Genomic DNA, 26,002 nt, shown 5'->3' with positions numbered 1-26,002 from the left:
TTTGCCTGCGCTGGTAGAATTGCCGCGCTTTATTTAAACCACCAACCGCAACTCGCGTGGGGACCTCGCAGTGACCGACAAGACCTCTCTCAGTTACAAAGACGCCGGTGTTGATATTGATGCTGGTAACGCCCTGGTTGACCGTATTAAAGGCGTAGTGAAAAAGACGCGTCGCCCGGAAGTAATGGGTGGACTGGGCGGCTTCGGTGCGCTTTGCGCGCTGCCGCAAAAATACCGTGAACCGGTGCTGGTCTCCGGCACCGATGGCGTCGGCACCAAGCTGCGTCTGGCGATGGACCTTAAGCGCCACGATGCGATTGGCATTGACCTGGTCGCGATGTGCGTCAACGACCTGGTGGTTCAGGGTGCAGAGCCGCTGTTCTTCCTCGACTATTACGCCACCGGCAAACTGGACGTTGATACCGCTTCTGCGGTGATCACCGGCATCGCCGAAGGCTGTCTGCAGTCAGGTTGTGCGCTGGTTGGCGGCGAAACCGCTGAAATGCCAGGCATGTACCACGGTGAAGATTACGACGTAGCCGGTTTCTGTGTCGGCGTGGTTGAAAAATCAGAAATCATCGACGGCAGTAAAGTGCAGGACGGCGACGTGCTGATCGCGCTCGGTTCAAGCGGTCCTCACTCTAACGGCTACTCGCTGGTGCGTAAGATTCTGGAAGTCAGCAATACCGATCCGCTGGTTGAACAGCTGGAAGGCAAACCGCTGGCTGACCACCTGCTGGAACCAACCCGCATCTACGTAAAAAATATCCTCAGCCTGATTGAGCAGGTCGATGTGCATGCGATTGCGCACCTGACCGGCGGCGGCTTCTGGGAAAACATTCCGCGCGTCCTGCCCGACAACACCCAGGCGGTGATTGACGAGAAGAGCTGGCAGTGGCCTGCGGTATTCAGCTGGATGCAGCAGGCGGGCAACGTCAGCCGCTTTGAGATGTACCGCACCTTTAACTGCGGCGTCGGGATGATCATTGCCCTGAGCCCGGATGAGGCGGATAAAGCCGTCGCGCTGATGCAGGCTGCCGGTGAAAAAGCGTGGAAGCTGGGCGTGATCAAGTCTTCCGATGCGGAAGAGCGTGTGGTCATCAACGGATGAAAAAGCTGGTTGTACTGATTTCCGGCAACGGAACCAACCTTCAGTCCATCCTTGACGCCTGCGCCAGCGGGCGGATTAACGGCAGCGTCGCTGCCGTTATCAGCAACCGTGCTGCGGCCTATGGCCTGACCCGGGCGCAGGAAGCGGGCGTTCCTGCCAAAGCGCTGGCCGCCAGCGACTTCGCTGACCGTGACGCCTTCGACCGTCAGCTGATCGCTGAAATCGAGGCCTGGTCACCGGATCTGGTGGTACTGGCAGGCTATATGCGGATTCTCAGCAGTGCGTTTGTCGCCCATTTCCATGACCGCCTGCTGAATATTCACCCTTCTCTGCTGCCGAAATACCCCGGCCTGCATACACACCGTCAGGCACTGGAGAACGGCGATAGCGAACACGGGACCTCAGTGCATTTTGTCACCGATGAACTGGATGGCGGCCCGGTGATCCTGCAGGCCAAAGTGCCGGTATTCCCGGATGACAGTGAGGCGGAGATTACTGAGCGGGTGCAGCATCAGGAACATGCGATCTATCCGCTGGTGATTAGCTGGTTTATCGACGGACGGCTCAGGATGCGTGACGGGAAAGCCTGGCTGGACGGTGAACCCTTGCCGCCGCAGGGCTATGCAAACGACTGACATGGAAGGTGAAGCCATCATTTCTTCTGAAGTGATGGCCGAGTAAAGGCTCAGAGAGCCTGTGCCCTCCGTAAAGACGCAAAAAACGCCATCCCTGGCCGCTCAGCGCGGGCGATTACGCACCTCATCCCTGAGGTGCGCCCGTAGCCGGGCCAACGCTTTGCGTTGTTCAAAAACGCTCCCGACGTTTTTGTCGATGGCCCGCGATGCTTTACTCCGGGCATCGGCTCCCATCGCTTTAAGTTTATCAGTCGTCTGACTAAACCCCGCTCTTATCCCTTTCCTTAACCGTAGCGGCCGGTAATGTAATCTTCGGTGCGTCGTTGTTTCGGCGCAGTAAAGATGCGATCGGTATCGTCAAACTCCACCAGCGCGCCCTGATGCATAAAAGCGGTATAGTCCGATACGCGTGACGCCTGCTGCATATTGTGGGTGACCAGCACCAGCGTAAAGTGCTGCTTCAGCGTGGTCATCAGCTCTTCAATCACCAGGGTAGAGATGGGGTCCAGCGCCGAGGTCGGTTCATCCAGCAGCAGAACCTCCGGTTCGATAGCAATCGCCCGCGCAATCACCAGCCGCTGCTGCTGTCCGGTCGAGAGCGTCAGCGCATTCTGCCCCAGTTGATCCTTCACCTCACTCCATAACGCCGCCGCCCGCAGCGCACGTTCGCAGGCTTCGTTCAGCACCCGCCGATCGCGCACGCCCTGTAATCGCAGGCCGTAAACCACGTTTTCATAGATCGACTTCGGAAACGGATTGGGCCGCTGAAACACCATCCCGACCCGCCGACGCAGCGCAGAAAGATCCTGATCCGGCCGCATGATCGGCACCGCGCCCAGCAGCACCTCACCGTCGATCCGACAGTGATCGATCACATCGTTCATCCGATTGAAGCAGCGCAGCAGGGTCGATTTACCGCAGCCGGACGGGCCGATCAGCGCGGTAATGCGGTTTTTTGGCACCCGCAGCGAAATGTCCTGCAGCGCCTGGCGCTCGCCGTACCACAGAGAGAGATGGTTAACGGTGAGCGCAATGTCAGTGTCGGGCGTCATAGTCATAGCCTGTTATTGAGTCATAAGGCGATAGCGTTCACGCAGGCGGTGACGCAGGCTCATCGCCAGCAAATTGAGCGACAGAATAATCAGCACCAGCAGCAGCGCGGTGGCGAACACCAGCGGCCGGTCAGCTTCAATATTCGGACTCTGAAACGCCAGATCGTAAATCTGGAAGCCAAGATGCATAAATTTGCGGTCGAGGTGCAGATAAGGGAACACCGCATCGATCGGTAATTCCGGCACCATTTTCACCACCCCGACCAGCATCAGCGGTGCGGTTTCGCCCGCTGCGCGTGCCACGGCGAGGATCAATCCGGTCAGCATTGCCGGCACCGCCAGCGGCAGCACCACATGCCACAGGGTTTCCGCCTGCGTGGCACCAAGCGCCAGCGATCCCTGACGCAAACTATCTGGAATGCGGGAAAGTCCCTCCTCCGTCGCCACGATCACCACCGGCAGCGTCAGTAACGCCAGCGTTAACGCCGCCCACAGCAGGCCCGGCGTGCCGAAGGTCGGATTGGGCAATGCGCTGGCGAAGAACAGCTGATCGATCGTGCCGCCGACCAGCCAGACAAAAAAGCCAAGGCCAAAGACGCCATACACGATTGAAGGCACCCCGGCCAGATTAACCACCGCAATCCGCACCAGCCGGGTCAGTACGTTGCGCCCGGCATATTCGTGCAGCCAGATTGCGGCGATCACCCCAAGCGGCATCACCACAATCGACATCAGCAACACCATCAGCACAGTGCCAAAGATCGCCGGGAAAGCACCGGATTCGCTTCCACCGTCGGCCGGCGAGTCGCTGACAAAGCGCCACAGCTGATGCAGGAAATGGAGACTCTTTTCGCCCAGCGTCATTGCGTTGGGTTTCCAGCTATCGACAATTTCCGTTAGCGGAATCGCGTGGTCGATGCCGTGCACATCCCGCAGGATCAGCACGTCGCGCTGGCTCTGCTGTTGCAGGCTGGCCAGCGTCTCGCTGAGATGATCGAACCGACGCTGCAAGGCCGCCTGATTCGCCTGATATTCCGACTGGGTCTGTAGATCAAAGCGACCGGCGGCGCGCTGCTGCGTGGCCTGTTCATCCAGCTGCTCACGCTGGCTGTTGACGCGTGCCATCTCTACCCGGCGAATCTGATTGGCCTGCCGCACCAGCAGTTGTACCTGCGCCAGCCGCTGATGCAGCAGCGCATCGGGATTGCGGGCGGTTAAGACCTCATTATCTTCGCGCAGGCCGATAAACCAGCCGTAAGCCTGGCCGTGACTGCGACGCTGCAACACCATGATCGCTTTCGGCTGGCTGACGCTGGCCGCTTGCCGGCTGTAGACCACGCGGAAATCGGGCGCGTCCCAGTCGCGGTTGCCGGTTTTAATCAGGTAGCGATGAACCTGTCCGCCGCTGTTGCCCTGCTCGTCAGCCGGGGCGGGAAAGCGCGGCTGATGCTCAAGAGTTTCGCCCAGCAGGCGCACCTCACGCCCGTCGGGCTGGCTGAAACTGTAGAGGTCAACCCGCTGCGGCCAGAAAGCCCGGACGCCCTGCCAGGCCAGCAGGCCAATCAACAGCGTAAAGGCTAACAGGCAGACCGCCACGGCACCGGCGGTTAACCAGCGCCAGCGATCGTTTTGTCGCATCACCTTCATACCTGCTCCTCATGCTGGCTGTAGCGCTGGCGCAAACGCTGACGGATCAGCTCCGCCACGGTATTGATCACCAGAGTGAACAGCAGCAGCATCAGGGCGCTGAGAAACAGGATGCGATAATGGGCGCTGCCAGCGGCGGCTTCCGGCATCTCGATGGCGATATTGGCTGACAGGGCGCGCAGTCCGCTGAACAATCCGCCCTGACTTTGCGGTGTGTTGCCGGTCGCCATCAGCAGAATCATCGTTTCCCCCACCGCGCGGCCCAGGCCGATCATCAGGGCGGCAAAGATCCCGGCTGAGGCGCCAGGCAACACCACTCGGGTCAGGGTTTGCCACGGCGTAGCACCCAGCGCCAGCGAGCCCTGCCCCAGCGATGCGGGCACGCTGAACAGCGCATCTTCAGAGAGCGTAAATATCAGCGGCACCAGCGCAAAGCCCATCGCCAGCGCCGCCACCAGCAGGTTGCGCTGTTCATAATGTGGCAGCCAGTCGCCTGCATCAGGGATAAACAGCGTTGGCAGCCACAGCGTCAGTAAGGTGACCAGCAGCAGCAGCGGCAGCAGAATCAGCACCTCGCGGCCCGGCTGTCGCCAGCGCGCCGGTAACCGCGCGCTGAGCACGCCGCACAGCAGCAAACTGGCGGCCAGCGTCAGCGGCAGCAACAGCACTCCAATCAACGCCTGACTAATGTGCGGTGCCAGCCAGACACCGGCAATCAGCCCCACCACCACGCTCGGCAGCGCGCCCATCATTTCGATAGCCGGTTTAACCCAGCGACGCAGGCCCGGTGCCATAAAAAACGCGGTATACATGGCTGCCGCCAGCGCCAGCGGCGTGGCAAACAGCAGCGCTAAGCTGGCGGCTTTCAGCGTGCCGACCACCATCGGTACCAGGCTGAACTTGCCCTGATAGCTGTCGCCCGCCGCGGTCGATTGCCAGATCCAGTCCGGTGCCGGGTAATTTTCGTACCAGATTTTTTGCCAGAAATTACGCCAGGTGACGTCAGGCCACGGGTTATCCAGCCGCAGGGTTTGCCAGCTGCCTGCTCGCTCAACCAGCAGACTGTCGCCACGCGGTGAGAACTGCGCGTCAAGAATGCCTGGCGCCAGCTGGCGCTGCAGAATCGGGCCATCCTGTTTGCTGGCGAACAGCCGCAGCAGGCCATTTTCACTGAGGGTGGCGAACACCCGACGTTGCGGCTCGGTGACCACTTTCGCCACTCCCGCGCTGTGCGCGAACGTCCGGATGCGTTGAAGACGCGGTCCCTGTGGGCTGGCGATCGCAAACCACTGGGTAATGCCGCTCTGATCCTGAATCAGCAGGCTCTTACCGCCCACCAGCAGATGCAGACTTTGCGGGCGCTGCGGCAGCGTCTGGGTTTCACGCAACCGCGCCTGATCCTCGTCGAGTTGCCAGACCCGCAGCACGTTGCCTTCGGTGGTATAGAGCAGATCGCCTGCCGGGGAAAGTGCCAGCAGGTCCAGCTGTTGCTGTGGCAGATCGACAGTGGCGGCCTGCTGATCGGTGCCGAGCGTCAGCACCGTCAGGCCGCGGTCGGTCAGCGCCGCGATACGCCACTGGCCTGGATGGCGGCTCGCCAGAGCCATTTTTGTCACCGCGCCGTGCGGCAGGTGAAACGGTTTGTCGCCCAGCGGAAAGCGCCACTGCTGTTCCGCTGTCGGTTGCATCAGCATCAGCGCACCCTGCATATTCAGCAGCAGCGTCTGGCCGTCGGCACTGCGCACCACCTGTTGCGGTGGCGGCGATAACGCCAGCGCCGGTTCCGCCGGTTGTCCATCCAGCGGAATAAACCGCGCCGCGCCGTGCGCGCTGATACGCCAGCCGATACGACCATCATTGCCGAGGGCTAACGCCGGCGCGCGATCCCATAGCTGCTGATTACTGGCAATCTGCAGACCCGGTGCACTGAACAGCGGCAATACCACGCCAATCAGCCAGCAAAACAGCAGCAACATCAGCAGCAGAATCGCAATGCCACAGGACGTGACCAGCCGCCGCGTCAGGCGGTCAACGGCACGACGCTTACGGTCGCTGAACTGGACTGGGATGTGGTTTACGCTCATGCGGTTCCGGTAGCAGGCAAAAACAAGCCGCTATGTTGCCCGTAGCCGGTTGATAAGACAACTATTGACGTTGGACAACGCTGCCATACTCTCGCCATAATGATCAGGGACACTGGATCTTCAGTCCTGCAACCGCTATATGGAGTGAGAATGGGTCAGGTAAAGCTTTATATTGAAAAAGAATTAAGCTGGTTATCCTTTAACGAACGGGTTTTGCAGGAAGCGGCGGACAAAAGTAATCCGCTGATTGAGCGGATGCGTTTTCTCGGTATCTACTCCAATAACCTCGACGAATTCTACAAGGTGCGTTTCGCCGACCTGAAACGCCGCATTCTGATTGGTGAAGAGCAGGGTTCCGCCAGTACGCCACGTCATTTATTCAAGAAGATCCAGCAGCGAGTCCTGAAGTCTGACCAGGAGTTCGACGCCCTGTATAACGATCTGCTGCTGGAGATGGCGCGTAATCAGATCTTCCTGATCAACGAGCGCCAGCTCTCGCCGAATCAGCAGGCGTGGCTGCGCCACTATTTCAAACATGAACTGCGCCAGCATATCTCGCCGATTCTGATCACCCATGAAACTGACCTGACCGAATTTTTGAAAGACGATTACACCTATCTGGCGGTGGAAATTATCCGCGGCGATACCATTCGTTATGCGCTGCTGGAGATCCCGTCCGATAAAGTGCCGCGTTTCATTAATCTGCCGGCTGAGCCGCCGCGTCGTCGTAAGCCGATGATCCTGCTGGATAACATTTTACGTTACTGCCTGGACGATATTTTCAAAGGCTTTTACGACTACGACGCACTGAACGCCTACTCAATGAAGATGACGCGTGACGCCGAGTACGATCTGGTGACGGAGATGGAATCGAGTCTGCTGGAGCTGATGTCGTCCAGCCTGAAGCAACGCCTGACCGCCGAGCCGGTCCGCTTTGTCTACCAGCGCGACATGCCCGATTCGATGGTGGAACTGTTGTGTCACAAGCTCTCCATTTCTAACTTCGATTCCATATTGCCCGGCGGACGCTACCACAACTTTAAAGACTTCATTGGCTTCCCGAACGTCGGCAAAAACAACCTGGTGAACCGGCCGCTGCCGCAGATTCGCCATATCGGATTTGATGGCTTCCGCAATGGCTTTGATGCCATTCGCGATCGCGATGTGCTGCTCTATTATCCTTACCATACCTTTGAGCACGTGCTGGAACTGCTGCGTCAGGCGTCGTTTGACCCCAGCGTGCTGGCGATAAAAATCAATATTTATCGCGTCGCCAAACACTCACGCATCATGGATGCGATGATTCATGCGGCCTATAACGGTAAAAAAGTGACGGTGGTGGTTGAACTGCAGGCGCGCTTTGATGAAGAGGCGAACATCTACTGGGCTAAGCGCCTGACCGAAGCGGGCGTGCACGTAATTTTCTCTGCGCCGGGGCTGAAGATCCACGCCAAGCTGTTCCTGATTTCCCGCCGTGAAGGTGAAGAGATTGTGCGGTACGCGCATATCGGTACCGGCAACTTCAACGAAAAAACCGCCCGCCTCTATACCGACTACTCGTTGCTGACCGCCGATGCGCGTATCACCAACGAAGTGCGCCGGGTGTTTAACTTTATCGAGAACCCTTACCGGCCGGTCACCTTCGATCATCTGATGGTGTCACCGCAGAACTCACGCCGGATGCTGTATGAGTTGATCGATAACGAAATCGCCAATGCGCAGCAGAAAAAGCCGTCCGGCATTACTCTGAAAATCAATAATCTGGTGGACAAAGGACTGGTTGACCGGCTTTATACAGCCTCCAGCGTGGGGGTTAAGGTCAATCTGCTGGTGCGCGGCATGTGCTCATTAATTCCCGATTTGCCGGGGATCAGTGAAAATATTCGCGTCATCAGTATCGTTGACCGTTATCTGGAGCACGATCGCGTCTATATTTTTGACAATGGCGGCGATAAAAAAGTGTTCCTCTCCTCGGCTGACTGGATGACGCGTAACATTGATTACCGCATCGAAGTGGCGGTGGCGATTCTCGATCCACGTATTAAGCAGCGCATACTCGACATTATTGCTATTCAGTTAAGTGATACGGTAAAAGCCCGCATCGTCGATAAAGAGTTGAGTAACCATTACGTCCAGCGCGGCAATCGTCGCAAAGTGCGATCGCAGCTGGCCATTTATGATTACATCAAGAACCTGGAACAACCTGAATAAATCCTATGCCAATTTCCCATAAAAGTACGCCAAAACCCCAGGAGTTTGCGGCGATCGACCTCGGATCGAACAGCTTCCATATGGTCATCGCCCGGGTGGTAGATGGCGCGATGCAGGTATTGGGTCGCCTGAAGCAGCGCGTCCATCTGGCTGACGGGCTGGATGCCAGTAATCGCCTGAGCGAAGAGGCGATGGAGCGGGGATTAACCTGCCTGGCGCTGTTCGCGGAACGCCTGCAGGGATTCAGCCCGAGCAATGTCACCATTGTCGGCACCCATACGCTGCGCCAGGCGGTCAACGCCGAAACCTTTTTGCAACGGGCCGCCGAGGTGATCCCCTATCCGATTGAGGTGATTTCAGGCCATGAAGAGGCCCGTCTGATCTTTATGGGCGTGGAGCATACTCAGCCGGAGAAAGGTCGTAAGCTGGTGATCGACATCGGTGGCGGGTCAACCGAACTGGTGATTGGCGAGGATTTTGAGCCGCAGCTGGTGGAAAGCCGCCGCATGGGTTGCGTCAGTTTCGCGCAGCTCTATTTCCCCAACGGTGAAATCAGCCGCGAGAATTTCCGTCGCGCCCGCTTAGCGGCCGCACAGAAGCTGGAAACGCTGGCGTGGCAGTATCGTCTGCATGGCTGGCAATATGCGCTGGGTGCGTCCGGCACCATCAAAGCCGCCTGTGAAGTGCTGCAGGCGATGGATGAGAAAGAGAAGCTGATTACGCCTGAGCGTCTCGACAAACTGTATGACGAAGTGATCAAACATAAATCGTTTGCCGCGCTGAGTCTGCCAGGCCTGTCGGAAGAGCGTAAAGGGGTGTTTGTACCGGGACTGGCGATTCTGTGCGGCGTGTTCGACGCGCTGGCAATTCGCGAGCTGCGCCTCTCCGATGGTGCGCTACGTGAAGGCGTGCTGTACGAAATGGAAGGCCGCTTCCGTCATCAGGATATCCGCAGCCGCACCGCGCAGAGTCTGGCGAACCATTACGCCATCGACAGCGATCAGGCGCGACGCGTGCTCGACACTACCGAACAGCTCTATCTGCAGTGGCGCGATCAGAATCCCAAACTGGCGAATCCGCAACTGGCGGCGCTGCTGAAGTGGGCGGCAATGCTGCATGAAGTCGGACTGACCATCAATCATAGCGGTCTGCAGCGCCATTCAGCCTACATCCTGCAAAACACCAATATGCCTGGCTTTAATCAGGATCAGCAAATGCTGCTGGCGGCGCTGGTAAGATTCCACCGGAAAGCGGTGAAACTCGATGAGTTGCCGCGGGTGACGCTGTTTAAGAAGAAGCAGTTCGTGCCGCTGATTTTCCTGTTGCGTCTGGGTACCCTGCTGAATAATCAGCGCCAGGCCACCACACGGCCGGATACTCTGGTGCTGAAGTGCGACGACGGCCACTGGACGCTGATTTTCCCCGCGGGCTATTTCAGTCAGAACACCCTGGTACAGCTCGATCTCGAGCGCGAGCAGGGTTACTGGAATGATGTCACCGGATGGAAACTGATCCTCGAAGAGGCCTGATAACGTGGGTGCCTGGCACCCATTTAACTGAACTGATGACCATGACACAACATACCGAACGTCTGCGTGACGAACACTATTTTGCCGAAACCTACGGCCTGACGCCGCCTCACTCTGAAGTCGTGGCGGCGCTACCACAGCTCAACGTCGGGAAAGCACTCGATCTCGGCTGTGGCGGTGGGCGTAACACGCTGTATCTTAATCAGCACGGTTTCGACGTCACCGCATGGGATCATAATCCGCAAAGCCTGGCGCGCCTGCACGATATCATCGAGCGGGAAGGTCTGAGCGGCATCCATACCGAACAACGGGATCTGAACCAGACGCGCTTTAACGGTGGCTACGATTTTGTGCTGTCGACAGTGGTGATGATGTTTCTGCAACCGCAGAGCATTCCGCAGTTGATTGCTGATATGCAGGCCTGCACGGTGAAAAACGGCTACAACCTGATTGTGGCAGCGATGAACACCGACGATATGCCCTGCCCGAGCGATTTTACCTTTGCGTTTAAATCGGGCGAGCTGAGCAATTATTACCGTAACTGGCATATCGTGAAGTACAACGAAAATCCTGGCCAGCTGCACCGTAAAGATGAACACGGCAATCGCATTAACTGCCGCTTCGCCACGCTGCTGGCGCAGAAAGCCAGTTACTGATCTTTGTCTGCTGTTTTTTTCAACCGCGATTGATTTCGTCTGGCGACTGTGACTAAATGTTGCGGTCGCCCAGCTTTGGGTCATTACAGGAACCACCCCGCGTGAACAGCGCTATTTCTCCCCGAAGACGTCAAAAAACCGGCACCATGACCCGTATCGTGTTGCTGATCAGTTTTATCATTTTGTTTAGCCGCCTGATTTTTATCCTGCCTGCTGCCTTCGAACATCATCAGCAACAAAAATCGCTGCCTGAACCGGTTGCCGTCAGTTCTGGCGATACGCGTTAGCGAACACGACTTTTTCGCCTGAAAAACTGCCCCGCCGTCCGGTTGACTGCGCCATTTTTTGCATCCCTTTTTCAGGCGAAACGCTACACTTCGTGCTGGTGCTTTCAGACTAAAGGGATTCAATGTGTCTGCCTCACACTCTCAACGTTTAAGTGAAATACGTCATCGCATTCTGACGCTGCTGCTCAACGAGCACGATCTGGTTGATGCTTTGCTGGATAAATCCAGCGACCTCAGTCCTGAACAGCAACGTGAAAATGCGGCCCAGCGTGACGCGCTGGAGCAGGATATTCGTCAGCTGCACGCTGCCGACCTTGCCGACATCCTCGAAGCCTTACCGGAAGAAGAACGTCAGGCGCTGTGGCGACTGGTGCCAAACGAACGGCGCGGTCTGGTGCTGGTGGAAGCCTCGGAAACCGTCTGGGCCAGCCTGACCGAAGAGATGAGCGATCGCGATATTCTGCGCGCCATCGAACCGCTGGATATTGATGATCAGGTGTGGCTGGCACGATATCTGCCTCGTGACCTGACGGGCCGCCTGCTGGCGACCGTGGAACCGGGCCTGCGCGCCCGCATGCTGAGCATGGTGGAGTTTGATCGCGATCGCGTCGGTCGGGTGATGGATTTCAATATCCTGACGGTACGCGACGACGTGACGCTGGCCACGGTGCAGCGATATCTGCGTAAGCACAAAAGCATGCCAGGCGGCACCGATAAAATCTTTATCACCAATGACGATAATCTGCTGCTTGGCGAACTGCTGCTGACCGATATTCTGCTGAACAAGCCGAAAACGCTGGTCAGTGAGGTAATGAATGCCCGCCCCACCACCTTCCAGCTTAACGATAAGGCGGAAGATGCCGCCAGCGCCTTCGAACGTTATAACCTGATCTCCGCGGCCGTTACTGATGCAAAGGGCCGCCTGATAGGCCGTATCACTATTGAAGACATTATCGATTTGGTGAATGCCGAAAACGAAAGCAATATCCGTAAAATGGGCGGTATCAGTCAGGAAGAGGACGTGTTTGCGCCGGTGCGGAAGTCAGTGCGTAAACGCTGGGCATGGCTGGCGATTAATCTCTGCACCGCCTTTGTCGCCTCGCGAGTGATTGGGCTGTTTGAAGGCACTATCTCGCAAATCGTGGCGCTCGCCACTCTGATGCCGATCGTCGCTGGCATCGGCGGCAATACCGGTAATCAAACCATCACCATGATTGTGCGTGCTCTGGCGCTACATCAGGTTGAGCCGGGAAACTTCTCGTTCCTGATTGTCCGTGAACTCGGCGTGGCGCTGATCAACGGCCTGTTCTGGGGCGGGATTATGGGCGGCATCACCTGGCTGATGTATGACAACCTCGCGCTGGGCGGCGTGATGATGCTGGCGATGGCGCTGAATCTGCTGCTGGCAGCGCTGATGGGCGTGCTGGTACCGCTGGTGATGACCAAAATGAAGCGCGATCCCGCCGTCGGCTCCAGCGTATTGATCACCGCCATCACCGACACCGGCGGTTTCTTTATCTTCCTGGGACTGGCTACCCTGTTCCTGCTGCCGCACTGAGCCTCAGGCGCGGCCCGGGTTGCATTGTAATGCTCGCTTGAGATTACGCTGGCGCGTCACCTGCGCCAGTTCACCGATGGCGGCTGGCAGCGCATAGGTGCCGCGCTGGCTTAACCACTTCAGCACATCGTCCAGATGCCAGATGGCGGTTTTGCCGTCATGCACCGGCAACGGAAACGGCGGGCGGTGGCTGAGCATCAGTTTGCGCATATTCTGCCGCGACATGCCGGTTAATTCCGCCACATCCGTCAGTCCGACAAAATCGGGCGCGGCTTCCGCCAGCATGGCACCGGGTATGGCGCCGATGACCTCCGCTTCGGCGCGCATCAACGCCTCACTGGCAGAAGAGGCTTCACGGCTAAACTCCAGCGCAATTCTGCCAGGTACGCCGAGCCCGACCAGCGCATCATCACAGCCCGCCAGTGCCAGATTCTCCAGCATCTCATCCTGCGTGGCGTGCTCCGCTGGCAGGCTAAATCGTAAAGTAAAACGGTATTCCATGAGCCGCTCCTTTTGCTGTGTCAGGCCGTAAGAAAGTGACAATGATCAACCACGCGGCGCAGGGCATTGGCATGGTTTTGCGCACTCTTCGGCGTACTCCAGATGCAGGTCAGACAAAACTCGCCGCACCGACAGGTCATCAGGTTTTTCGGACAGTACATCTTGCCCCACGCATGATGGCCGCCCGGTACTACCCGCCATCCATGGGATTCGGCGTAACATAAAGCCGATTCAATCTCTTTACTGTGATGTCGCTTTCTGACCATTTGAGCCTCTAGCGTGACGTGAAACCAGTGGGTTGTCAACTGACAACTTGTTAAAGTGGAGATTATGCGGCTCAGCATGGGCAGACTTTTTCTCGCGGTAAAACAGTCAGGGTATAAACTGGAAAACGGCACGCAAAAAATCATCAACAGTGGATTTATGCGACCAGAATGAACAACAAACTATGGAGGCAACATGTTTAAACCGGATGATTTTGTCCAGTCAAAGACCGGCGGTCCAAAAATGCAGGTGCTGCGGGCAGAAGGCGATACTCTGTGGTGCGCACGCACAGACGATGCGACCAAAAAAGAGATTGAAGTGAAGGCTGATAGCGTGAATCTGTATCACGAAGAAGGCGACTTCGGCGTCTGCTGATGAAAACTGGCCCCGACGAACGGGGCCGGACTGTTACGGGTTATTCTGTTGAAGGTTGTCGTGGCCGAGGCCGCCGATAAACGGCAGACGTAACCGGAAAGGGGTGAAATCCAGCCCCATGTTTAATCCCAGCAGGTTCACTTCAAAGCCCTCTTCTGCGCCGAGCGTCACGCCCGCCACGCCCAGAATCGACACCTGTAATCCACGTCCCGATGGCGGCAACCCAATCGGACGCCACAGCGGTCGGTAATCTTTGCCCAGCGCATTAGCGGGCAGATCAAGCTTCAGTGCCGGTACTTCACGGCCAATGTGTGCCAGAAAGGTATTACTGTTGGGTCCCGGCCAGGCATGATAGGTGGTTGGCCACGGGTAAGATTTAATTGCTGCCTCAATCTGCGGAATCATCGCTTCCGCCGCCGGGCCGCGATGCTCCACCAGCAGCCGTGGTTTCGCGCCGTACCAGTACCCGTCAGGAATATTGGTGTTGCGGCGGACTTTATCGCCGCTGCCCCAGCTAATCACCTCATAACGGTTATAACGGCTTTCGCCAGCGCGTTTGAAAATGATCCACGGATGAACCGCTACCGCACCTTTCCAGCCATAGGTCGGTGCGGCATAGACCTGAACAATAGCCAGGTTGGCTATGGCGCGCGGATCGGGCGCGATACCGGCCGAATCACGACGGGCCGACCACCAGCCGCCCTTTTCGCTGTTATCGCTGTGGCGAGTGGCCTGCGCAATACTGGCCCCCAGCGATAACAGTAAGACGGCAACAAAAAACAGGCTGAACACTTTAAGTGAAAGCATGACAACATTCCTGAAGACAATAAATGGCAACGTCTGCTGAGCAGTCGGATTTACACGGGGCGGCTTTGGGATATTGAGCAAAAGCGGCGGGTAAAGGCTGGCGACAAGTGTGGCGCGCGTCTCTCTACTGCAGAGCAGAATAGCGCAATTCTCGTCAAAGTGAACAATAAAACGCCAGCGGCGGCCGGGGATGCGCTGAAAGGTTAAAACCGCGGGCAGAATGGCACGGTTTGTTTCGTCCAGTCTTCATCTGTCTGCCTTGCCGTAAAAATTGCGGAACAGCGGCGCTTACTCTGGTTACTGGCTTGATGGCGGCTGTCAATCGCTCCATTTCGCCAGACGGCTCCCAGCAAAAACCCAACACCACGCCGAACCGGACTTGACCATTCGGCCTTACAGAAACGCCAAAACAGCGAGCTGCGATCGTAGGCTTCTTAGCCTGAGCCTGAGCCTGAGCCTGAGCCTGAGCCTGAGCCTGAGCCTGAGCCTGAGCCTGAGCCTGAGCCTTCAGGCTGATGCCTGACACCCCATTTAACAACATTGCTGCTATATAAAAATCCGCCATCTCTCTTTGGGATGACGGATTTGTTATCCTTGCCAGCCAGGTATCCGGGCACCGGTCTGCTCCGGGCCCGGACTCTCCTTCCTTACGAGTGACGAGGAGGTTTATAAGCTAACTCAGAACCACGCCTCAAACATGCCGCCGACATTCAGCGAATCCAGTTGCTCGTTGCTGGTGGCATCGGCTCTGGCGATATGCGCGTTGTCCACCTGACCGCCGGTCACATAGAAGCGCAACATCGGACGGAACTCAGGCCCCATGCCAATGGCGATGTTCTGCGATAACGTTAGTTTCCAGCCTTTGTTATCTCCGCCCTGATCGTAATCCACACGCTGGTAGCCGGCTTCCAGCCAGGTTGAGTGCACGTCGTTCCAGAAATACATCGGTCGCACAATCGCAGCATAGTTTTTACGGTTGTCGGTGTTGTCCTTACCGTCATCGTAGTCATGGAAGGCCAGCAAATAATCGAGCTGCGCCTGCTGGGTAAACTTATGACTGCCCTCGAAGCTGGCGTAGACCGTGGTCAGATCGTCCGTTTTGTTGTAGACGCTGTTATCCGAGTTGTCGGAATAGCGCAGAATGACTTTGTTCACCCCGCTGTCGTTGGTGTGGCTCAGTACCAGACCGCCCTGCCAGGCATCGAGCTGCTCATCGTTGTCTATCGCTTTCGAGTCAAAGCCGTAGTTGGCGTACACTTCGACATCAATCGGCCCGGCCTTGATGCCGTGGGTTTTGGTGGTCAGCGCATAATGGCCATCATCACCGGTGTCGGAGCTACCGGTACAGGTGATACGTGATGGATTAGTCTCATCGGCCGACACTTCCGGGCTACAGGATTTCACCTGCGACACCGTTGCCACGTCAAACTGAATGCCGCCAATAGCCAAGTTTTTCACCCCGGCCCCCTGGCCGTCATGGTTCATCCAGAAGTAGTCGTTGATCCCCTGCTGCGGACGTTGATGGAAATCGCGGCCAGCCCAGATATAGGCATTTGGGTTTGATTCGAAGACGTTAGTGACGCCTGCATAGGCCTTTTTCAGGTTCACTTCATCGCTCCAGTGGTCAAACATGACGTTAATGTCCCAGATGGCCCCTCTGTCGCTTTTGAAGGCTTTGCTCAACTGGAATTCACCGCCGTTACTTTCGTTACCCAGACGACCGATCGCCGAGGCACCGTTATAGGATCCCTCGACGCCAACATATTTCTGATCGCCCGCCTGGAAGTGGCTGCCGTAGCGGGCGTAGCCACTGAATTTAAGACCAAATGGAATGGCTAAATCCGGAGAGGCAGCAGTGGTTTGCGGGTCGGTAATAACGTCGACTTTTTTATCGGCAGCAGCAGTGATTTTCGCCTGCCTTTCGGCCAGGGCTTTATCAACCGCTTTAGCGACAATGGCGTCAATCTGTTCCTGAGTGAATTCCTGTGCCAGAACGGAAACAGAGCACAGTGCGGTAATTATCGCCATTGCTAAAGGGATTGTTTTTACAGTTTTCATGGCTATCTCAAATTAATTAATTATATCTTTAGAAAATAACCATCCTGTTTCGGTGTGAATAGAAACAACGTCACCAAAACAAGTTGATTTTATTTTTATTTCGTAGAGGTACAGTTAAATAATTAGCGTAATGAGTGTCTCCGTAGTCAGGGTGAGTAAATATTACTGGGGTCAAAAGTGAATAATCCATTCCACTAATTCAAATTGCAGCAAGGATTGCATCCGATAATTCGGTGCTAAGACTCCTTCACGGTCAGAGGCTGGTGCGCTTATCCGGCGCAACGCCATCCTTAGCATTAAGGCTGGCGTTGCACTTATTACCTGAATTGACACTTAGTATTTAATTAAATCGTGATTCACTGGCATCCCAGCTATAAGTGTTATTTTCAATTAGAAAATCACCCAACTCCTGATAACTGAAGTGATAAAACTCTGCGCTGGCAGCATAACCAGAATAGTCAACGACCGCGAGGCCAACAAATGCTCCGGTAAAGAATCCTCCATAGCTTTGCAGTACATAATCATCTGAAAGGATGGCTGAATCTAATTTGACAGGGATTTCAGTGAAATTGATTCCGTCAAAACTATATTCATAACTATAGGTTTCCTTCCGAACTTTGGTGCGAAACCAGACATATTGCGTTTCCTCCGGAATCTTAATGGCCTCATCTTTCAGATAGGAGGTGTATTTCCCACGATTATTCTCACCAATTTCGATAACGGCTCCATTAATTTCATTCCAGGTAATGAAAACAAAACTCCAATGGCGGTCGTTGTAATAATGGGTTAACCCTGCCATTTGCTGGTAATTAAATGGCTCAAATTTAACTTTAACCTGCGCATCAAAATAAAAGGCTTGCCAGCGTCGGGCAATCAGCGAGAGGTCATGGGTATTCGCTAGCGATCCCTGCCCTGTCAGGGTTAACTTTCCATCACCCGTCGTTCCCATTTTTTCGGTGAACGGGACCCGGAGCGTATTCCAGTTGAGATTAAGTGTCGCCGTTATAAAATCATCGTGCTGGCTATGATCTTTTGCGCTTTCGGTATAAATCGCATCTGCTGGCCCTTCGACAAACGTTCGTCCACCGTGGCCTCCTGCAATACGTGGCCAGCCATCTTTATCCCAATACACTTTCTGGATAGAGGTTTCTCTCCCCAGGGTAGACCAACCACGAGGGTCGTAGGCGGACTCACCGGCACGGTTCCACGGACGCGCGCAAAGCGAAGCATAATACCATTCCCCTGTCGGGGTTGAGACCAACGAGCCGTGCCCCTGCTTTTGAATATAGCTGTCTGGCGTATCCATATTGGTTAAGAACACTTCCCCTGGCTGTGTTTCAAAACTATTGGCATTCAATGTTTTTGAACGCGCCACGACTTCCTGGTGAGTGAAAACGGTTCCGCCTTGAGCGGCAAAAAGATAATAATAGCCGTTCAGTTTGTAGAGATGTGGCCCCTCGACCAGGGCGACGGCAGTACCGCGATAAATCGTTCGCGCAGTTTCTGGTTTTAATTTCAGCGTCTGTGTATCAAGCTCAGTTAACGTAATGCCATCAAAAGGATGATGATACTCGCGATGATCCCAGGTTTGTTGAATGAGGTATTTACGACCATCGTCATCATGGAAAAGTGAAGCGTCAAAACCGACACCATTAAGTTTAATCGGATCTGTCCATGGGCCACGAATGTCAGTGGCTGTAGTCAGATAATTCGTCATGTCTTTAAAGGCACCTTCGGTGACTTTCACATCGGTATAAACTAACCAGAATTTACCATCAGCATACGAAAGCGCTGGTGCCCAAATCCCGCCGGATGAAGGATTTCCTTTCATATCTAAAAGTGCGGTTGTTGATAATGGGGCCGGGAGAAGATTCCAGTGTTCCAGGTCTTTTGACTCATGTAAACGAACACCCGGGAACCACTCAAAAGTAGAGTTTGCAATATAGTAGGTGTCTTCTACACGGATAATGCTCGGATCGGCATTAAATCCAGGTAAGATAGGGTTTTGAATCAGAGACATATAATCATACCTTTTAAGTTTAAGCTGGCTATTTTTTGAGTTTTATCGCTAATTTTTCAAACTACACACGTACCTCATCAAGCTGACGATTGATGTCGGTGACATGTTTGTCTGAGATGGGATAGACCTGAATGATGATCATCGAAATGGCGGCTAACATTATTGGAGCCCAAATCGCTGTAATAATTATTCCGTCGATAGCATTTGCACTTTGCTGAACCCCTTTTTCGTTAAAGCCATAGGCAGCCAGTAACCAAAGTGGAATCGCGCCACCCAGCGTGAAACCGATTTTGAAAAACAGTCCCATAATGGCATTAATAATGGCGGCGTTTCGTTTTCCTGTTTTTAATTCGCCATAAGCGACAACTTCAGGGACAAGTGCCCACATGAAGCCGGTTGCAGAGCTTAAGCCCCACTGTTTGATGAATGTTGAGATATAAGCCAGCCAAAGGGCATCGTGCATTGCTTCACGTGACCATACGTAGGTCAGTAGTTCACCGACAATAAACATGCCAAGGAACAGATGGAAGAAGCCTTTTTTGCCAAAAATTTTCTTCAGTCTGGGCCAAAAAACAGGGAAGACAATACCGGGAATTGAGGCGACCAGGCCGATAGCGCCCATCCACTCTGAGTGGCCAACGACGTACTGATTGAAAAAGCCATTTACGGTATTCATGAAAAACATGAAGGTGAAGGCCAGCATGAAAAACAATCCGAGAATGACAAGCGGCCGGTTATGTCTGAGTTCATGGAACAGATCTGTCGCTTTTACGTTGGCTGTTTGTTCTGCCGTCGCAACGACACGTTCTTTAGTAAATTTATAACAGATGAAAAGTGCAACTGCGCCGATCAGCATATAGATTGAGTAAACACCAAACCACGCGTAGTTAGCTGAGGGATCGGTGTAGTTACCCATATTGAGTTCAAGGCCAAAAAAACCCGTATCTTTCAGGCTTCGATCTTTTGGAGAAGCCATTTGTACAAACATTGGAAAGAGCGTATAGACAAGAAGATTCGCACTATTAGCCAGCATCATACGTGTGCTGGTCAGTTTATCAATAGATTCAGGATCTCTTGTCAGTGAAGCATTCAGTGAACCATACGGGATATTCACTACTGAATAAATCAAATCCAGGGCTAAATAAACCACAAATGCAAAAGGAACAGAACCCTGGATACCCGGGATAGGAGCAAACAGTAAAGCAGAAAGGATAACAAGAGGAACACCTGCTCTTAAAAGCCAGGGACGGTATTTTCCGGCAGGAGAGCTTCTTTTATCAACATACGTTCCCACCATCGGGTCCCATAACACGTTAATAATGCGGACAAAAAGAAATATAAATCCGGCTGTTGCTGTACTGATTGTATTTACAGTCAACATGTGAAGCGCCAGAAAACCGCCAATGGTACCGAATACCAGGTTTTGCGCAAAGTCGCCCATCCCATAACCAATACGCTCTCCACGGGTTAATTTATGATATTCATCATGCCGGCTTTGCATTATGTTATTGCTCATTCTAGTCAGATCTCCGGTTCTTTTGTCTGGGAGGAACACTTTCTGACACAAGTAACCCATGAGAATCTATTATGTTTTTAAATTAATTAATTATGTTTTTTTATTTATGTGATCATTGAGACAAAAGCCATTTAAAGGCCCGGAAGGGTTGATTAACCGCGCACAGACGATATTCTCAGCAAATGAACTACCATACTAAACAGGCTTTTAATTTAGACCCTTGCCTGCTGTCGGTGACAAAGCAAACTCAATATATAAGCGTAATTTTGCGGGATGGCTCACACTTGATAATTATCTCAATACGAGAGTGAAATAACGTAATTGAGCAACCGGCGATGAAAAGAGAGGATAGGTAACAGTGATTTATTTTGCGCCGCCTAAATTATGGAGTTCTTTATGCAAGTTCAGGCCACGGCTCGCCTTCTTTCTATGCCAAACGAGATGTCAGCATCAAAAGCAGGTTTTGACTAGCGCTACTCACTGGCGCATCGGAATCGTAGGCGAAGGAAGGATATAATCAGAGCTACCGGCAAAGATTTTGAGAGCAATAATAATATTCATTGCCAGTCTGGAAAGAAAAAACCAATCTGGTCTACGTTGTTTCATCCTCTCCTTTAGTTTCGTCCATAATGCTTCGCTAAATTTCAGCTCGTCGCGCTTGCGCAAGCGTAATCCCACCGACGCCCTAACGGTCAAAGCTAATGGTCTCTTGTGTTCGATTTATTGAATAGTGGTAGCGAAATGAGATTGAACCCGCCGGAGTTACCACAACATAAAGGTCATCACGGTCATTAACGTTATAGCGTTTCTCGTGAGTTCCATTGAAAAAACTGTGCTTCCCGTTGCCAGAAAGTGCCAGATACAAAAAAGCCCGCAGTGATGCGGGCTTAGAGGGATTTTACTGCTTAACCGTGCAGGCTGTTGCCAGACGTTAAATCATTCCCATTCAATGGTCGCCGGTGGCTTGCCGCTGATGTCATACACCACGCGGGAGATGCCGTTGACTTCATTGATGATGCGGTTAGAGACCCGGCCGAGGAATTCATACGGCAGGTGCGCCCAGTGCGCGGTCATGAAGTCGATGGTTTCCACTGCACGCAGTGAAACCACCCAGTCATATTTACGGCCATCGCCCATCACACCGACCGAACGTACCGGCAGGAAGACGGTGAAGGCCTGGCTGACCTTGTTGTAGAGATCGGCTTTGTGCAGCTCTTCAATGAAGATCGCATCGGCACGGCGCAGCAGGTCGCAATACTCTTTCTTCACTTCGCCCAGCACGCGCACGCCCAGACCCGGACCCGGGAACGGATGGCGATAAAGCATATCGTACGGCAGGCCCAGCTCCAGACCGATCTTACGCACTTCATCTTTGAACAGCTCTTTCAGCGGTTCAACCAGCCCCATCTTCATCTCTTTCGGCAGGCCACCCACGTTATGGTGCGATTTGATGACGTGCGCTTTACCGGTGGCAGAGGCGGCTGATTCAATCACGTCCGGATAGATGGTGCCCTGCGCCAGCCACTTAACGTCCTGCAGTTTCAGCGCTTCTTCGTCAAATACTTCCACAAAGACGCGACCGATGGTTTTACGCTTAGCTTCAGGTTCATCAATACCCGCCAGTGCATCCAGGAAGCGCATCTCAGCCGGCACATGGATGATGTTGAGACCAAAGTGGTCGCCAAACATATCCATCACCTGTTGCGCTTCGTTCAGGCGCAGCAGACCGTTATCCACGAATACGCAGGTCAGACGATCGCCGATGGCGCGGTGCAGCAGCATCGCGGTCACAGAGGAGTCAACGCCGCCTGAAAGGCCAAGGATTACCTTGTCATTGCCGACCTGCTCACGCAGGCGCTCAACTGCATCTTCAATGATCTTAGCCGGGGTCCACAGCGCTTCACATTCACAGATATCGATAATGAAACGCTCAAGCATCCGCAGCCCCTGACGGGTGTGGGTCACTTCCGGGTGGAACTGCACGCCGTAGAAACGCTTCTCTTCGTTGGCCATGATGGCGAACGGACAGGTTTCGGTGCTGGCAACGGTGACGAAGTCAGCCGGAATGGCAGTCACTTTGTCGCCGTGGCTCATCCAGACATCCAGCAGCGGTTTACCGGCGGCGCTAATCGCGTCTTCAATACCGCGTACCAGCGCGCTTGGGGTGGTCACTTCAACCTGCGCATAACCGAACTCACGCTCGCTGGAACCGGAGACTTTACCGCCCAACTGCATCGCCATGGTCTGCATGCCGTAGCAGACGCCCAGCACCGGCACACCGGCGCTGAAGACATATTCAGGCGCACGCGGGCTGTTCAGCTCGGTGGTGCTTTCCGGCCCACCGGAGAGGATGATGCCGCTCGGATTGAACTGGCGAATCTGCTCTTCGGTCACGTCCCATGCCCAGAGTTCACAGTAGACACCCAGTTCGCGCACGCGACGTGCCACCAGCTGAGTATATTGAGAGCCGAAATCGAGAATCAGAATGCGATGCTTATGGATATTTTCCGTCGTCATTGAGGGGTTTCCAGAACGGTGACTTGATAAATAAAAGCGCCCGGCTGAAGCCGGGCGGGAAATCTTACGGGATTACGATCCCATGCGGTAGTTCGGTGACTCTTTGGTAATGGTCACATCGTGGACATGGCTTTCGTTGATGCCGGCACCGCTGATGCGGACAAATTCCGCTTTGGTGCGCAGGTCATCAATGGTCGGGCAGCCGGTCAGGCCCATACAGGAGCGCAGTCCACCCATCTGCTGGTGTACGATCTCTTTCAGGCGGCCTTTATAGGCAACGCGGCCTTCAATGCCTTCCGGCACCAGTTTGTCGGCGGCGTTATCGGTCTGGAAGTAACGGTCAGATGAGCCTTTCGACATCGCGCCCAGTGAACCCATGCCGCGATAGGATTTGAACGAACGCCCCTGATAGAGTTCGATTTCGCCCGGGGATTCTTCGGTGCCGGCCAGCATAGAACCGACCATCACGCAGGATGCGCCCGCAGCAATTGCTTTGGCGATGTCGCCAGAGAAGCGGATACCACCATCGGCGATTACCGGAATACCGGTGCCTTCCAGTGCAGCCACCGCATCAGAAACGGCGGTAATCTGTGGCACGCCAACGCCGGTGACGATACGGGTAGTACAGATGGAGCCCGGGCCGATACCGACTTTAACTGCACTAACGCCGGCGTCTACCAGCGCCAGTGCGCCAGCACCGGTCGCCACGTTGCCGCCGACGATTTCAAGATCAGGATATTTGGCGCGGGTTTCACGAATACGTGACAGCACGCCTTCGGAATGGCCATGCGAGGAGTCAATCAGCAGCACGTCAACGCCGGCCGCAACCAGCGCATCGATACGCTCTTCGTTACCGGCGCCCGCACCAACGGCGGCACCGACACGCAGACGACCCTGCGCATCTTTACAGGCGTTTGGTTTACGTTCGGCTTTCTGGAAATCTTTTACGGTAATCATGCCAAGCAGATGGAAGCTGTCATCCACCACCAGCGCTTTTTCAACGCGCTTTTCGTGCATTTTGTGCAGCACTACGTCGCGCGCTTCACCCTCTTTCACCGTCACCAGACGATCTTTCGGGGTCATCACAGCGGATACCGGCTGGGAGAGGTCAGTGACAAAGCGAACGTCACGACCGGTAATGATACCGACCAGTTCGTTGTCGCGGTTCACTACCGGGTAACCGGCAAAACCGTTACGCTCGGTCAGCGCTTTCACTTCGGCCAGCGGTGTAGTTGGCAGCACGGTTTGTGGCTCAGTCACCACGCCGCTTTCATGTTTCTTCACCTTGCGCACTTCGTCCGCCTGGCGCTCAATTGACATGTTTTTGTGAATGAAGCCAAGACCGCCTTCCTGCGCCAGCGCAATCGCCAGACCCGCTTCGGTCACGGTGTCCATTGCAGCGGAAAGCATCGGAATATTTAAACGGATATTTTTGGTCAGCTGAGTGCTGAGATCGGCCGTATTCGGCAGGACGGTGGAGTGTGCAGGAACGAGTAAAACGTCGTCGAAAGTGAGTGCTTCTTTAGCGATTCTTAACATGGCAATACTCCACCTCGGGTGAATGAGAATAGATAAAATATTGCCGCGGCATTATACAGGCCGTAACCGATTGCCTCCAGCATTATTTCAGAAAAACTCTTGATCCGCGCTATCAGCCCTGTAGTATCGGTGAATTAACCTGCTGATTTGGAATTTGATCTTCGTCACATGTCGCTGCCACCCGTCGCCAATATTTTTACCGTCAGCCGTCTCAATACCACAGTGCGTCAGCTGCTGGAAAAAGAGATGGGCCTGGTCTGGCTGAGCGCCGAGATCTCCAACTTCACCCAACCCGCTTCCGGTCACTGGTACTTCACCCTGAAGGATGACGGCGCCCAGGTGCGCTGTGCCATGTTCCGCAACAGCAACCGTCGCGTCACCTTTCGTCCGCAGCATGGTCAGCAGGTGCTGGTTCGCGCCAACATCACGCTGTATGAGCCGCGCGGCGACTATCAGCTGATTATCGAAAGTATGCACCCGGCCGGTGAAGGTCTGCTGCAGCAGCAGTTTGAACTGCTGAAAGCGCGGCTGGCGACCGAAGGTTTGTTCGAACCACAGCATAAGCAACCGCTGCCCGATCCGGCGCGCCAGGTCGGTGTGATCACCTCTTCAACCGGCGCGGCGCTGCACGATGTGCTGCGGGTGCTGCATCGCCGCGATCCCTCCTTGCCGGTAGTGATCTATCCCACTCCGGTTCAGGGCGTTGATGCGCCTGCCGCTATCGTCCGGGCGATTGAGATCGCTAACCAGCGTAATGAGTGCGACGTGTTAATTGTCGGCCGTGGCGGCGGCTCACTGGAAGATTTGTGGAGCTTTAACGACGAACGCGTCGCGCGGGCGATTTTTGCCAGCCGTATTCCGATCGTCAGCGCTGTCGGCCATGAAACTGACGTCACGATTGCCGATTTTGTGGCAGATTTGCGCGCGCCAACGCCTTCTGCCGCCGCCGAGATCGTCAGCCGTAATCAGCTTGAGCTGCTGCGTCAGCTGCAGTCGCAGCAACAGCGGCTTGAGATGGCGATGGACTACTATCTGGCGCGCCAGCAGCGGCTCTACAGCCGGCTGGAGCATCGTCTGCAACAGCAGCATCCTCAGTTACGTCTCGCCCGCCAGCAGACCGCCCTGTTCCGCCTGCAGCAACGGCTGACTGACGCGATGGAAACCGGCTTGCGCCACGCCAGCCGGCAACAGGATCGCCTGACGCATCGGCTGACCGCGCAGCAGCCACAGCAGCGTCTGTTTGAAGCGCAGAAGCAGCTGCAAAGCTGGCACTATCGTCTGCAGCAGAGTATGCAGAAACAGCTGAACGCGGATAAACAGCAGTTCGGCCAACTGGTAGCGCAGCTGGAAGGCGTCAGTCCGTTAGCGACCCTGGCGCGCGGCTTCAGCGTCACTACCGATACTGCAGGTCAGGTTGTGAAAAAGACCCAGCAGCTGCAGAACGGCGATCTGCTGCGCACCCGTCTGGATGATGGCTGGGTCGAGAGTCAGGTAACCCAGCTGTTGCCGGAGAAAAAGCGCCGCCGCAAAGCCGCTTCCTGATCGCCCTGCTGGTGTCAGACCGTCAGTACACCGGTTATCGTATCGCTTGTTATGGCATCAACGAGGTGTATCTTTACTGACCGGTCTATACTT

20 protein-coding genes and 1 pseudogene are annotated in these 26,002 nt (G+C 54.8%); 9 read left to right on the top strand and 12 right to left on the bottom strand.

Annotation, left to right across the window (positions count from 1 at the left end; genetic code table 11):
- Nucleotides 1-70 precede the first annotated feature (70 nt).
- Nucleotides 71-1,111 (top strand): phosphoribosylformylglycinamidine cyclo-ligase, encoded by a 1,041-nt coding sequence (gene purM, locus FHW04_RS15230; RefSeq protein WP_089561681.1) that lies wholly within the window; start codon nt 71-73, stop codon nt 1,109-1,111.
- Complete coding sequence (gene purN, locus FHW04_RS15225) at nt 1,108-1,746, top strand: phosphoribosylglycinamide formyltransferase (RefSeq protein ID WP_089561680.1); 639 nt, start codon at nt 1,108-1,110, stop codon at nt 1,744-1,746. Before purM ends, purN begins: the two co-directional genes overlap by 4 nt.
- Before the next feature lie 284 nt (nt 1,747-2,030).
- Here purN and pstB read toward each other — a convergent pair whose 3' ends face one another.
- The 3 genes from pstB to FHW04_RS15210 are packed head-to-tail and all read right to left on the bottom strand — an operon-like array spanning nt 2,031 to nt 6,529.
- Complete coding sequence (pstB, locus tag FHW04_RS15220) at nt 2,031-2,798, bottom strand: phosphate ABC transporter ATP-binding protein PstB (protein ID WP_089561679.1); 768 nt, start codon at nt 2,796-2,798, stop codon at nt 2,031-2,033.
- A 12-nt stretch (nt 2,799-2,810) separates the two neighbouring features.
- Nucleotides 2,811-4,445 carry a phosphate ABC transporter permease PstA gene (gene pstA / locus FHW04_RS15215; RefSeq protein WP_089561678.1) on the bottom strand — a complete coding sequence of 545 codons (1,635 nt, stop codon included), beginning with the start codon at nt 4,443-4,445 and terminating at the stop codon, nt 2,811-2,813.
- Complete coding sequence (locus tag FHW04_RS15210; RefSeq protein WP_089561677.1) at nt 4,442-6,529, bottom strand: ABC transporter permease subunit; 2,088 nt, start codon at nt 6,527-6,529, stop codon at nt 4,442-4,444. The genes pstA and FHW04_RS15210 overlap by 4 nt, the downstream gene beginning before the upstream one ends.
- Before the next feature lie 150 nt (nt 6,530-6,679).
- Here FHW04_RS15210 and ppk1 point away from each other — a divergent pair, with 150 nt between their 5' ends.
- The 5 genes from ppk1 to mgtE all read left to right on the top strand — a co-directional run bounded on the left by ppk1 (nt 6,680) and on the right by mgtE (nt 12,770).
- Nucleotides 6,680-8,740 (top strand): polyphosphate kinase 1, encoded by a 2,061-nt coding sequence (gene ppk1 / locus FHW04_RS15205; protein WP_031375373.1) that lies wholly within the window; start codon nt 6,680-6,682, stop codon nt 8,738-8,740.
- Nucleotides 8,741-8,745: 5 nt separating this feature from the next.
- Nucleotides 8,746-10,269, top strand: coding sequence for an exopolyphosphatase (gene ppx, locus FHW04_RS15200; protein ID WP_031375372.1), 1,524 nt, complete (start codon nt 8,746-8,748; stop codon nt 10,267-10,269).
- 35 nt (nt 10,270-10,304) lie between these two features.
- Nucleotides 10,305-10,925: a tellurite resistance methyltransferase TehB gene (tehB, locus tag FHW04_RS15195; RefSeq protein WP_089561711.1), complete on the top strand. Its 621-nt coding sequence runs from the start codon at nt 10,305-10,307 to the stop codon at nt 10,923-10,925.
- A 101-nt stretch (nt 10,926-11,026) separates the two neighbouring features.
- Nucleotides 11,027-11,212 (top strand): YfgG family protein, encoded by a 186-nt coding sequence (locus tag FHW04_RS15190; protein ID WP_031375371.1) that lies wholly within the window; start codon nt 11,027-11,029, stop codon nt 11,210-11,212.
- Nucleotides 11,213-11,336: 124 nt separating this feature from the next.
- Nucleotides 11,337-12,770: a magnesium transporter gene (gene mgtE / locus FHW04_RS15185; protein ID WP_031375370.1), complete on the top strand. Its 1,434-nt coding sequence runs from the start codon at nt 11,337-11,339 to the stop codon at nt 12,768-12,770.
- 3 nt (nt 12,771-12,773) lie between these two features.
- Here the strand turns inward: mgtE and FHW04_RS15180 are convergent, their stop codons facing one another.
- Together FHW04_RS15180 and FHW04_RS15175 are read right to left on the bottom strand one after the other, a co-directional pair.
- Nucleotides 12,774-13,271 (bottom strand): helix-turn-helix transcriptional regulator, encoded by a 498-nt coding sequence (locus FHW04_RS15180; protein WP_069728712.1) that lies wholly within the window; start codon nt 13,269-13,271, stop codon nt 12,774-12,776.
- Nucleotides 13,272-13,291: 20 nt separating this feature from the next.
- Nucleotides 13,292-13,537, bottom strand: a complete 246-nt coding sequence (locus FHW04_RS15175) for a hypothetical protein (protein WP_072051000.1) — start codon at nt 13,535-13,537, stop codon at nt 13,292-13,294.
- A gap of 193 nt (nt 13,538-13,730) precedes the next feature.
- On the opposite strand from FHW04_RS15175, the gene FHW04_RS15170 reads away from it, so the two are divergent.
- Entirely contained in the window at nt 13,731-13,910 is a 180-nt protein-coding gene (locus FHW04_RS15170; RefSeq protein WP_031375368.1) for a hypothetical protein, read from the top strand.
- Between the two features lie 33 nt (nt 13,911-13,943).
- Here FHW04_RS15170 and FHW04_RS15165 read toward each other — a convergent pair whose 3' ends face one another.
- From FHW04_RS15165 to guaB, 7 genes and pseudogenes are all read right to left on the bottom strand, one after another.
- Complete coding sequence (locus FHW04_RS15165; protein ID WP_031375367.1) at nt 13,944-14,717, bottom strand: DUF3750 domain-containing protein; 774 nt, start codon at nt 14,715-14,717, stop codon at nt 13,944-13,946.
- Nucleotides 14,718-15,395: 678 nt separating this feature from the next.
- Nucleotides 15,396-16,775 (bottom strand): carbohydrate porin, encoded by a 1,380-nt coding sequence (locus FHW04_RS15160; protein ID WP_031376470.1) that lies wholly within the window; start codon nt 16,773-16,775, stop codon nt 15,396-15,398.
- Between the two features lie 340 nt (nt 16,776-17,115).
- Nucleotides 17,116-18,795, bottom strand: coding sequence for a glycoside hydrolase family 43 protein (locus tag FHW04_RS15155; protein ID WP_089561675.1), 1,680 nt, complete (start codon nt 18,793-18,795; stop codon nt 17,116-17,118).
- A gap of 61 nt (nt 18,796-18,856) precedes the next feature.
- Nucleotides 18,857-20,296 (bottom strand): MFS transporter, encoded by a 1,440-nt coding sequence (locus FHW04_RS15150; RefSeq protein WP_162287700.1) that lies wholly within the window; start codon nt 20,294-20,296, stop codon nt 18,857-18,859.
- Between the two features lie 445 nt (nt 20,297-20,741).
- Nucleotides 20,742-20,965: pseudogene (locus FHW04_RS15145) on the bottom strand (tyrosine-type recombinase/integrase); the annotation flags it as partial.
- 282 nt (nt 20,966-21,247) lie between these two features.
- Entirely contained in the window at nt 21,248-22,828 is a 1,581-nt protein-coding gene (gene guaA / locus FHW04_RS15140) for a glutamine-hydrolyzing GMP synthase (RefSeq protein WP_069728709.1), read from the bottom strand.
- A gap of 72 nt (nt 22,829-22,900) precedes the next feature.
- The gene (gene guaB, locus FHW04_RS15135) at nt 22,901-24,367 is read right to left on the bottom strand and encodes an IMP dehydrogenase (protein ID WP_031376474.1); all 1,467 of its coding nucleotides are present in this window, start codon (nt 24,365-24,367) and stop codon (nt 22,901-22,903) included.
- Between the two features lie 168 nt (nt 24,368-24,535).
- Between guaB and xseA the strand changes: the two genes are divergently transcribed.
- Nucleotides 24,536-25,909, top strand: coding sequence for an exodeoxyribonuclease VII large subunit (xseA, locus tag FHW04_RS15130; RefSeq protein WP_031376475.1), 1,374 nt, complete (start codon nt 24,536-24,538; stop codon nt 25,907-25,909).
- Nucleotides 25,910-26,002 lie beyond the last annotated feature (93 nt).

Origin of the sequence: Pantoea sp. AN62 (assembly GCF_050432985.1) — a bacterium.
GTDB classification, from domain to species: Bacteria; Pseudomonadota; Gammaproteobacteria; order Enterobacterales; family Enterobacteriaceae; genus Pantoea; species Pantoea brenneri.
The sequence above is the reverse complement of the archived record's forward strand: the minus strand, read 5'-3'. Positions and strand labels throughout refer to the sequence as shown.

Excerpts from the sequence above, each read along its gene's own strand:
- purN (WP_089561680.1), top strand. The coding sequence starts at position 1,108 with ATGAAAAAGCTGGTTGTACTGATTTCCGGCAACGGAACCAACCTTCAG.
- pstB (WP_089561679.1), bottom strand. The coding sequence starts at position 2,798 with ATGACGCCCGACACTGACATTGCGCTCACCGTTAACCATCTCTCTCTG.
- pstA (WP_089561678.1), bottom strand. The coding sequence starts at position 4,445 with ATGAAGGTGATGCGACAAAACGATCGCTGGCGCTGGTTAACCGCCGGT.
- FHW04_RS15210 (WP_089561677.1), bottom strand. The coding sequence starts at position 6,529 with ATGAGCGTAAACCACATCCCAGTCCAGTTCAGCGACCGTAAGCGTCGT.
- ppk1 (WP_031375373.1), top strand. The coding sequence starts at position 6,680 with ATGGGTCAGGTAAAGCTTTATATTGAAAAAGAATTAAGCTGGTTATCC.
- ppx (WP_031375372.1), top strand. The coding sequence starts at position 8,746 with ATGCCAATTTCCCATAAAAGTACGCCAAAACCCCAGGAGTTTGCGGCG.
- tehB (WP_089561711.1), top strand. The coding sequence starts at position 10,305 with ATGACCATGACACAACATACCGAACGTCTGCGTGACGAACACTATTTT.
- FHW04_RS15180 (WP_069728712.1), bottom strand. The coding sequence starts at position 13,271 with ATGGAATACCGTTTTACTTTACGATTTAGCCTGCCAGCGGAGCACGCC.
- FHW04_RS15175 (WP_072051000.1), bottom strand. The coding sequence starts at position 13,537 with ATGGTCAGAAAGCGACATCACAGTAAAGAGATTGAATCGGCTTTATGT.
- FHW04_RS15170 (WP_031375368.1), top strand. The coding sequence starts at position 13,731 with ATGTTTAAACCGGATGATTTTGTCCAGTCAAAGACCGGCGGTCCAAAA.
- FHW04_RS15165 (WP_031375367.1), bottom strand. The coding sequence starts at position 14,717 with ATGCTTTCACTTAAAGTGTTCAGCCTGTTTTTTGTTGCCGTCTTACTG.
- FHW04_RS15160 (WP_031376470.1), bottom strand. The coding sequence starts at position 16,775 with ATGAAAACTGTAAAAACAATCCCTTTAGCAATGGCGATAATTACCGCA.
- FHW04_RS15155 (WP_089561675.1), bottom strand. The coding sequence starts at position 18,795 with ATGTCTCTGATTCAAAACCCTATCTTACCTGGATTTAATGCCGATCCG.
- FHW04_RS15150 (WP_162287700.1), bottom strand. The coding sequence starts at position 20,296 with ATGCAAAGCCGGCATGATGAATATCATAAATTAACCCGTGGAGAGCGT.
- guaA (WP_069728709.1), bottom strand. The coding sequence starts at position 22,828 with ATGACGACGGAAAATATCCATAAGCATCGCATTCTGATTCTCGATTTC.
- guaB (WP_031376474.1), bottom strand. The coding sequence starts at position 24,367 with ATGTTAAGAATCGCTAAAGAAGCACTCACTTTCGACGACGTTTTACTC.
- xseA (WP_031376475.1), top strand. The coding sequence starts at position 24,536 with ATGTCGCTGCCACCCGTCGCCAATATTTTTACCGTCAGCCGTCTCAAT.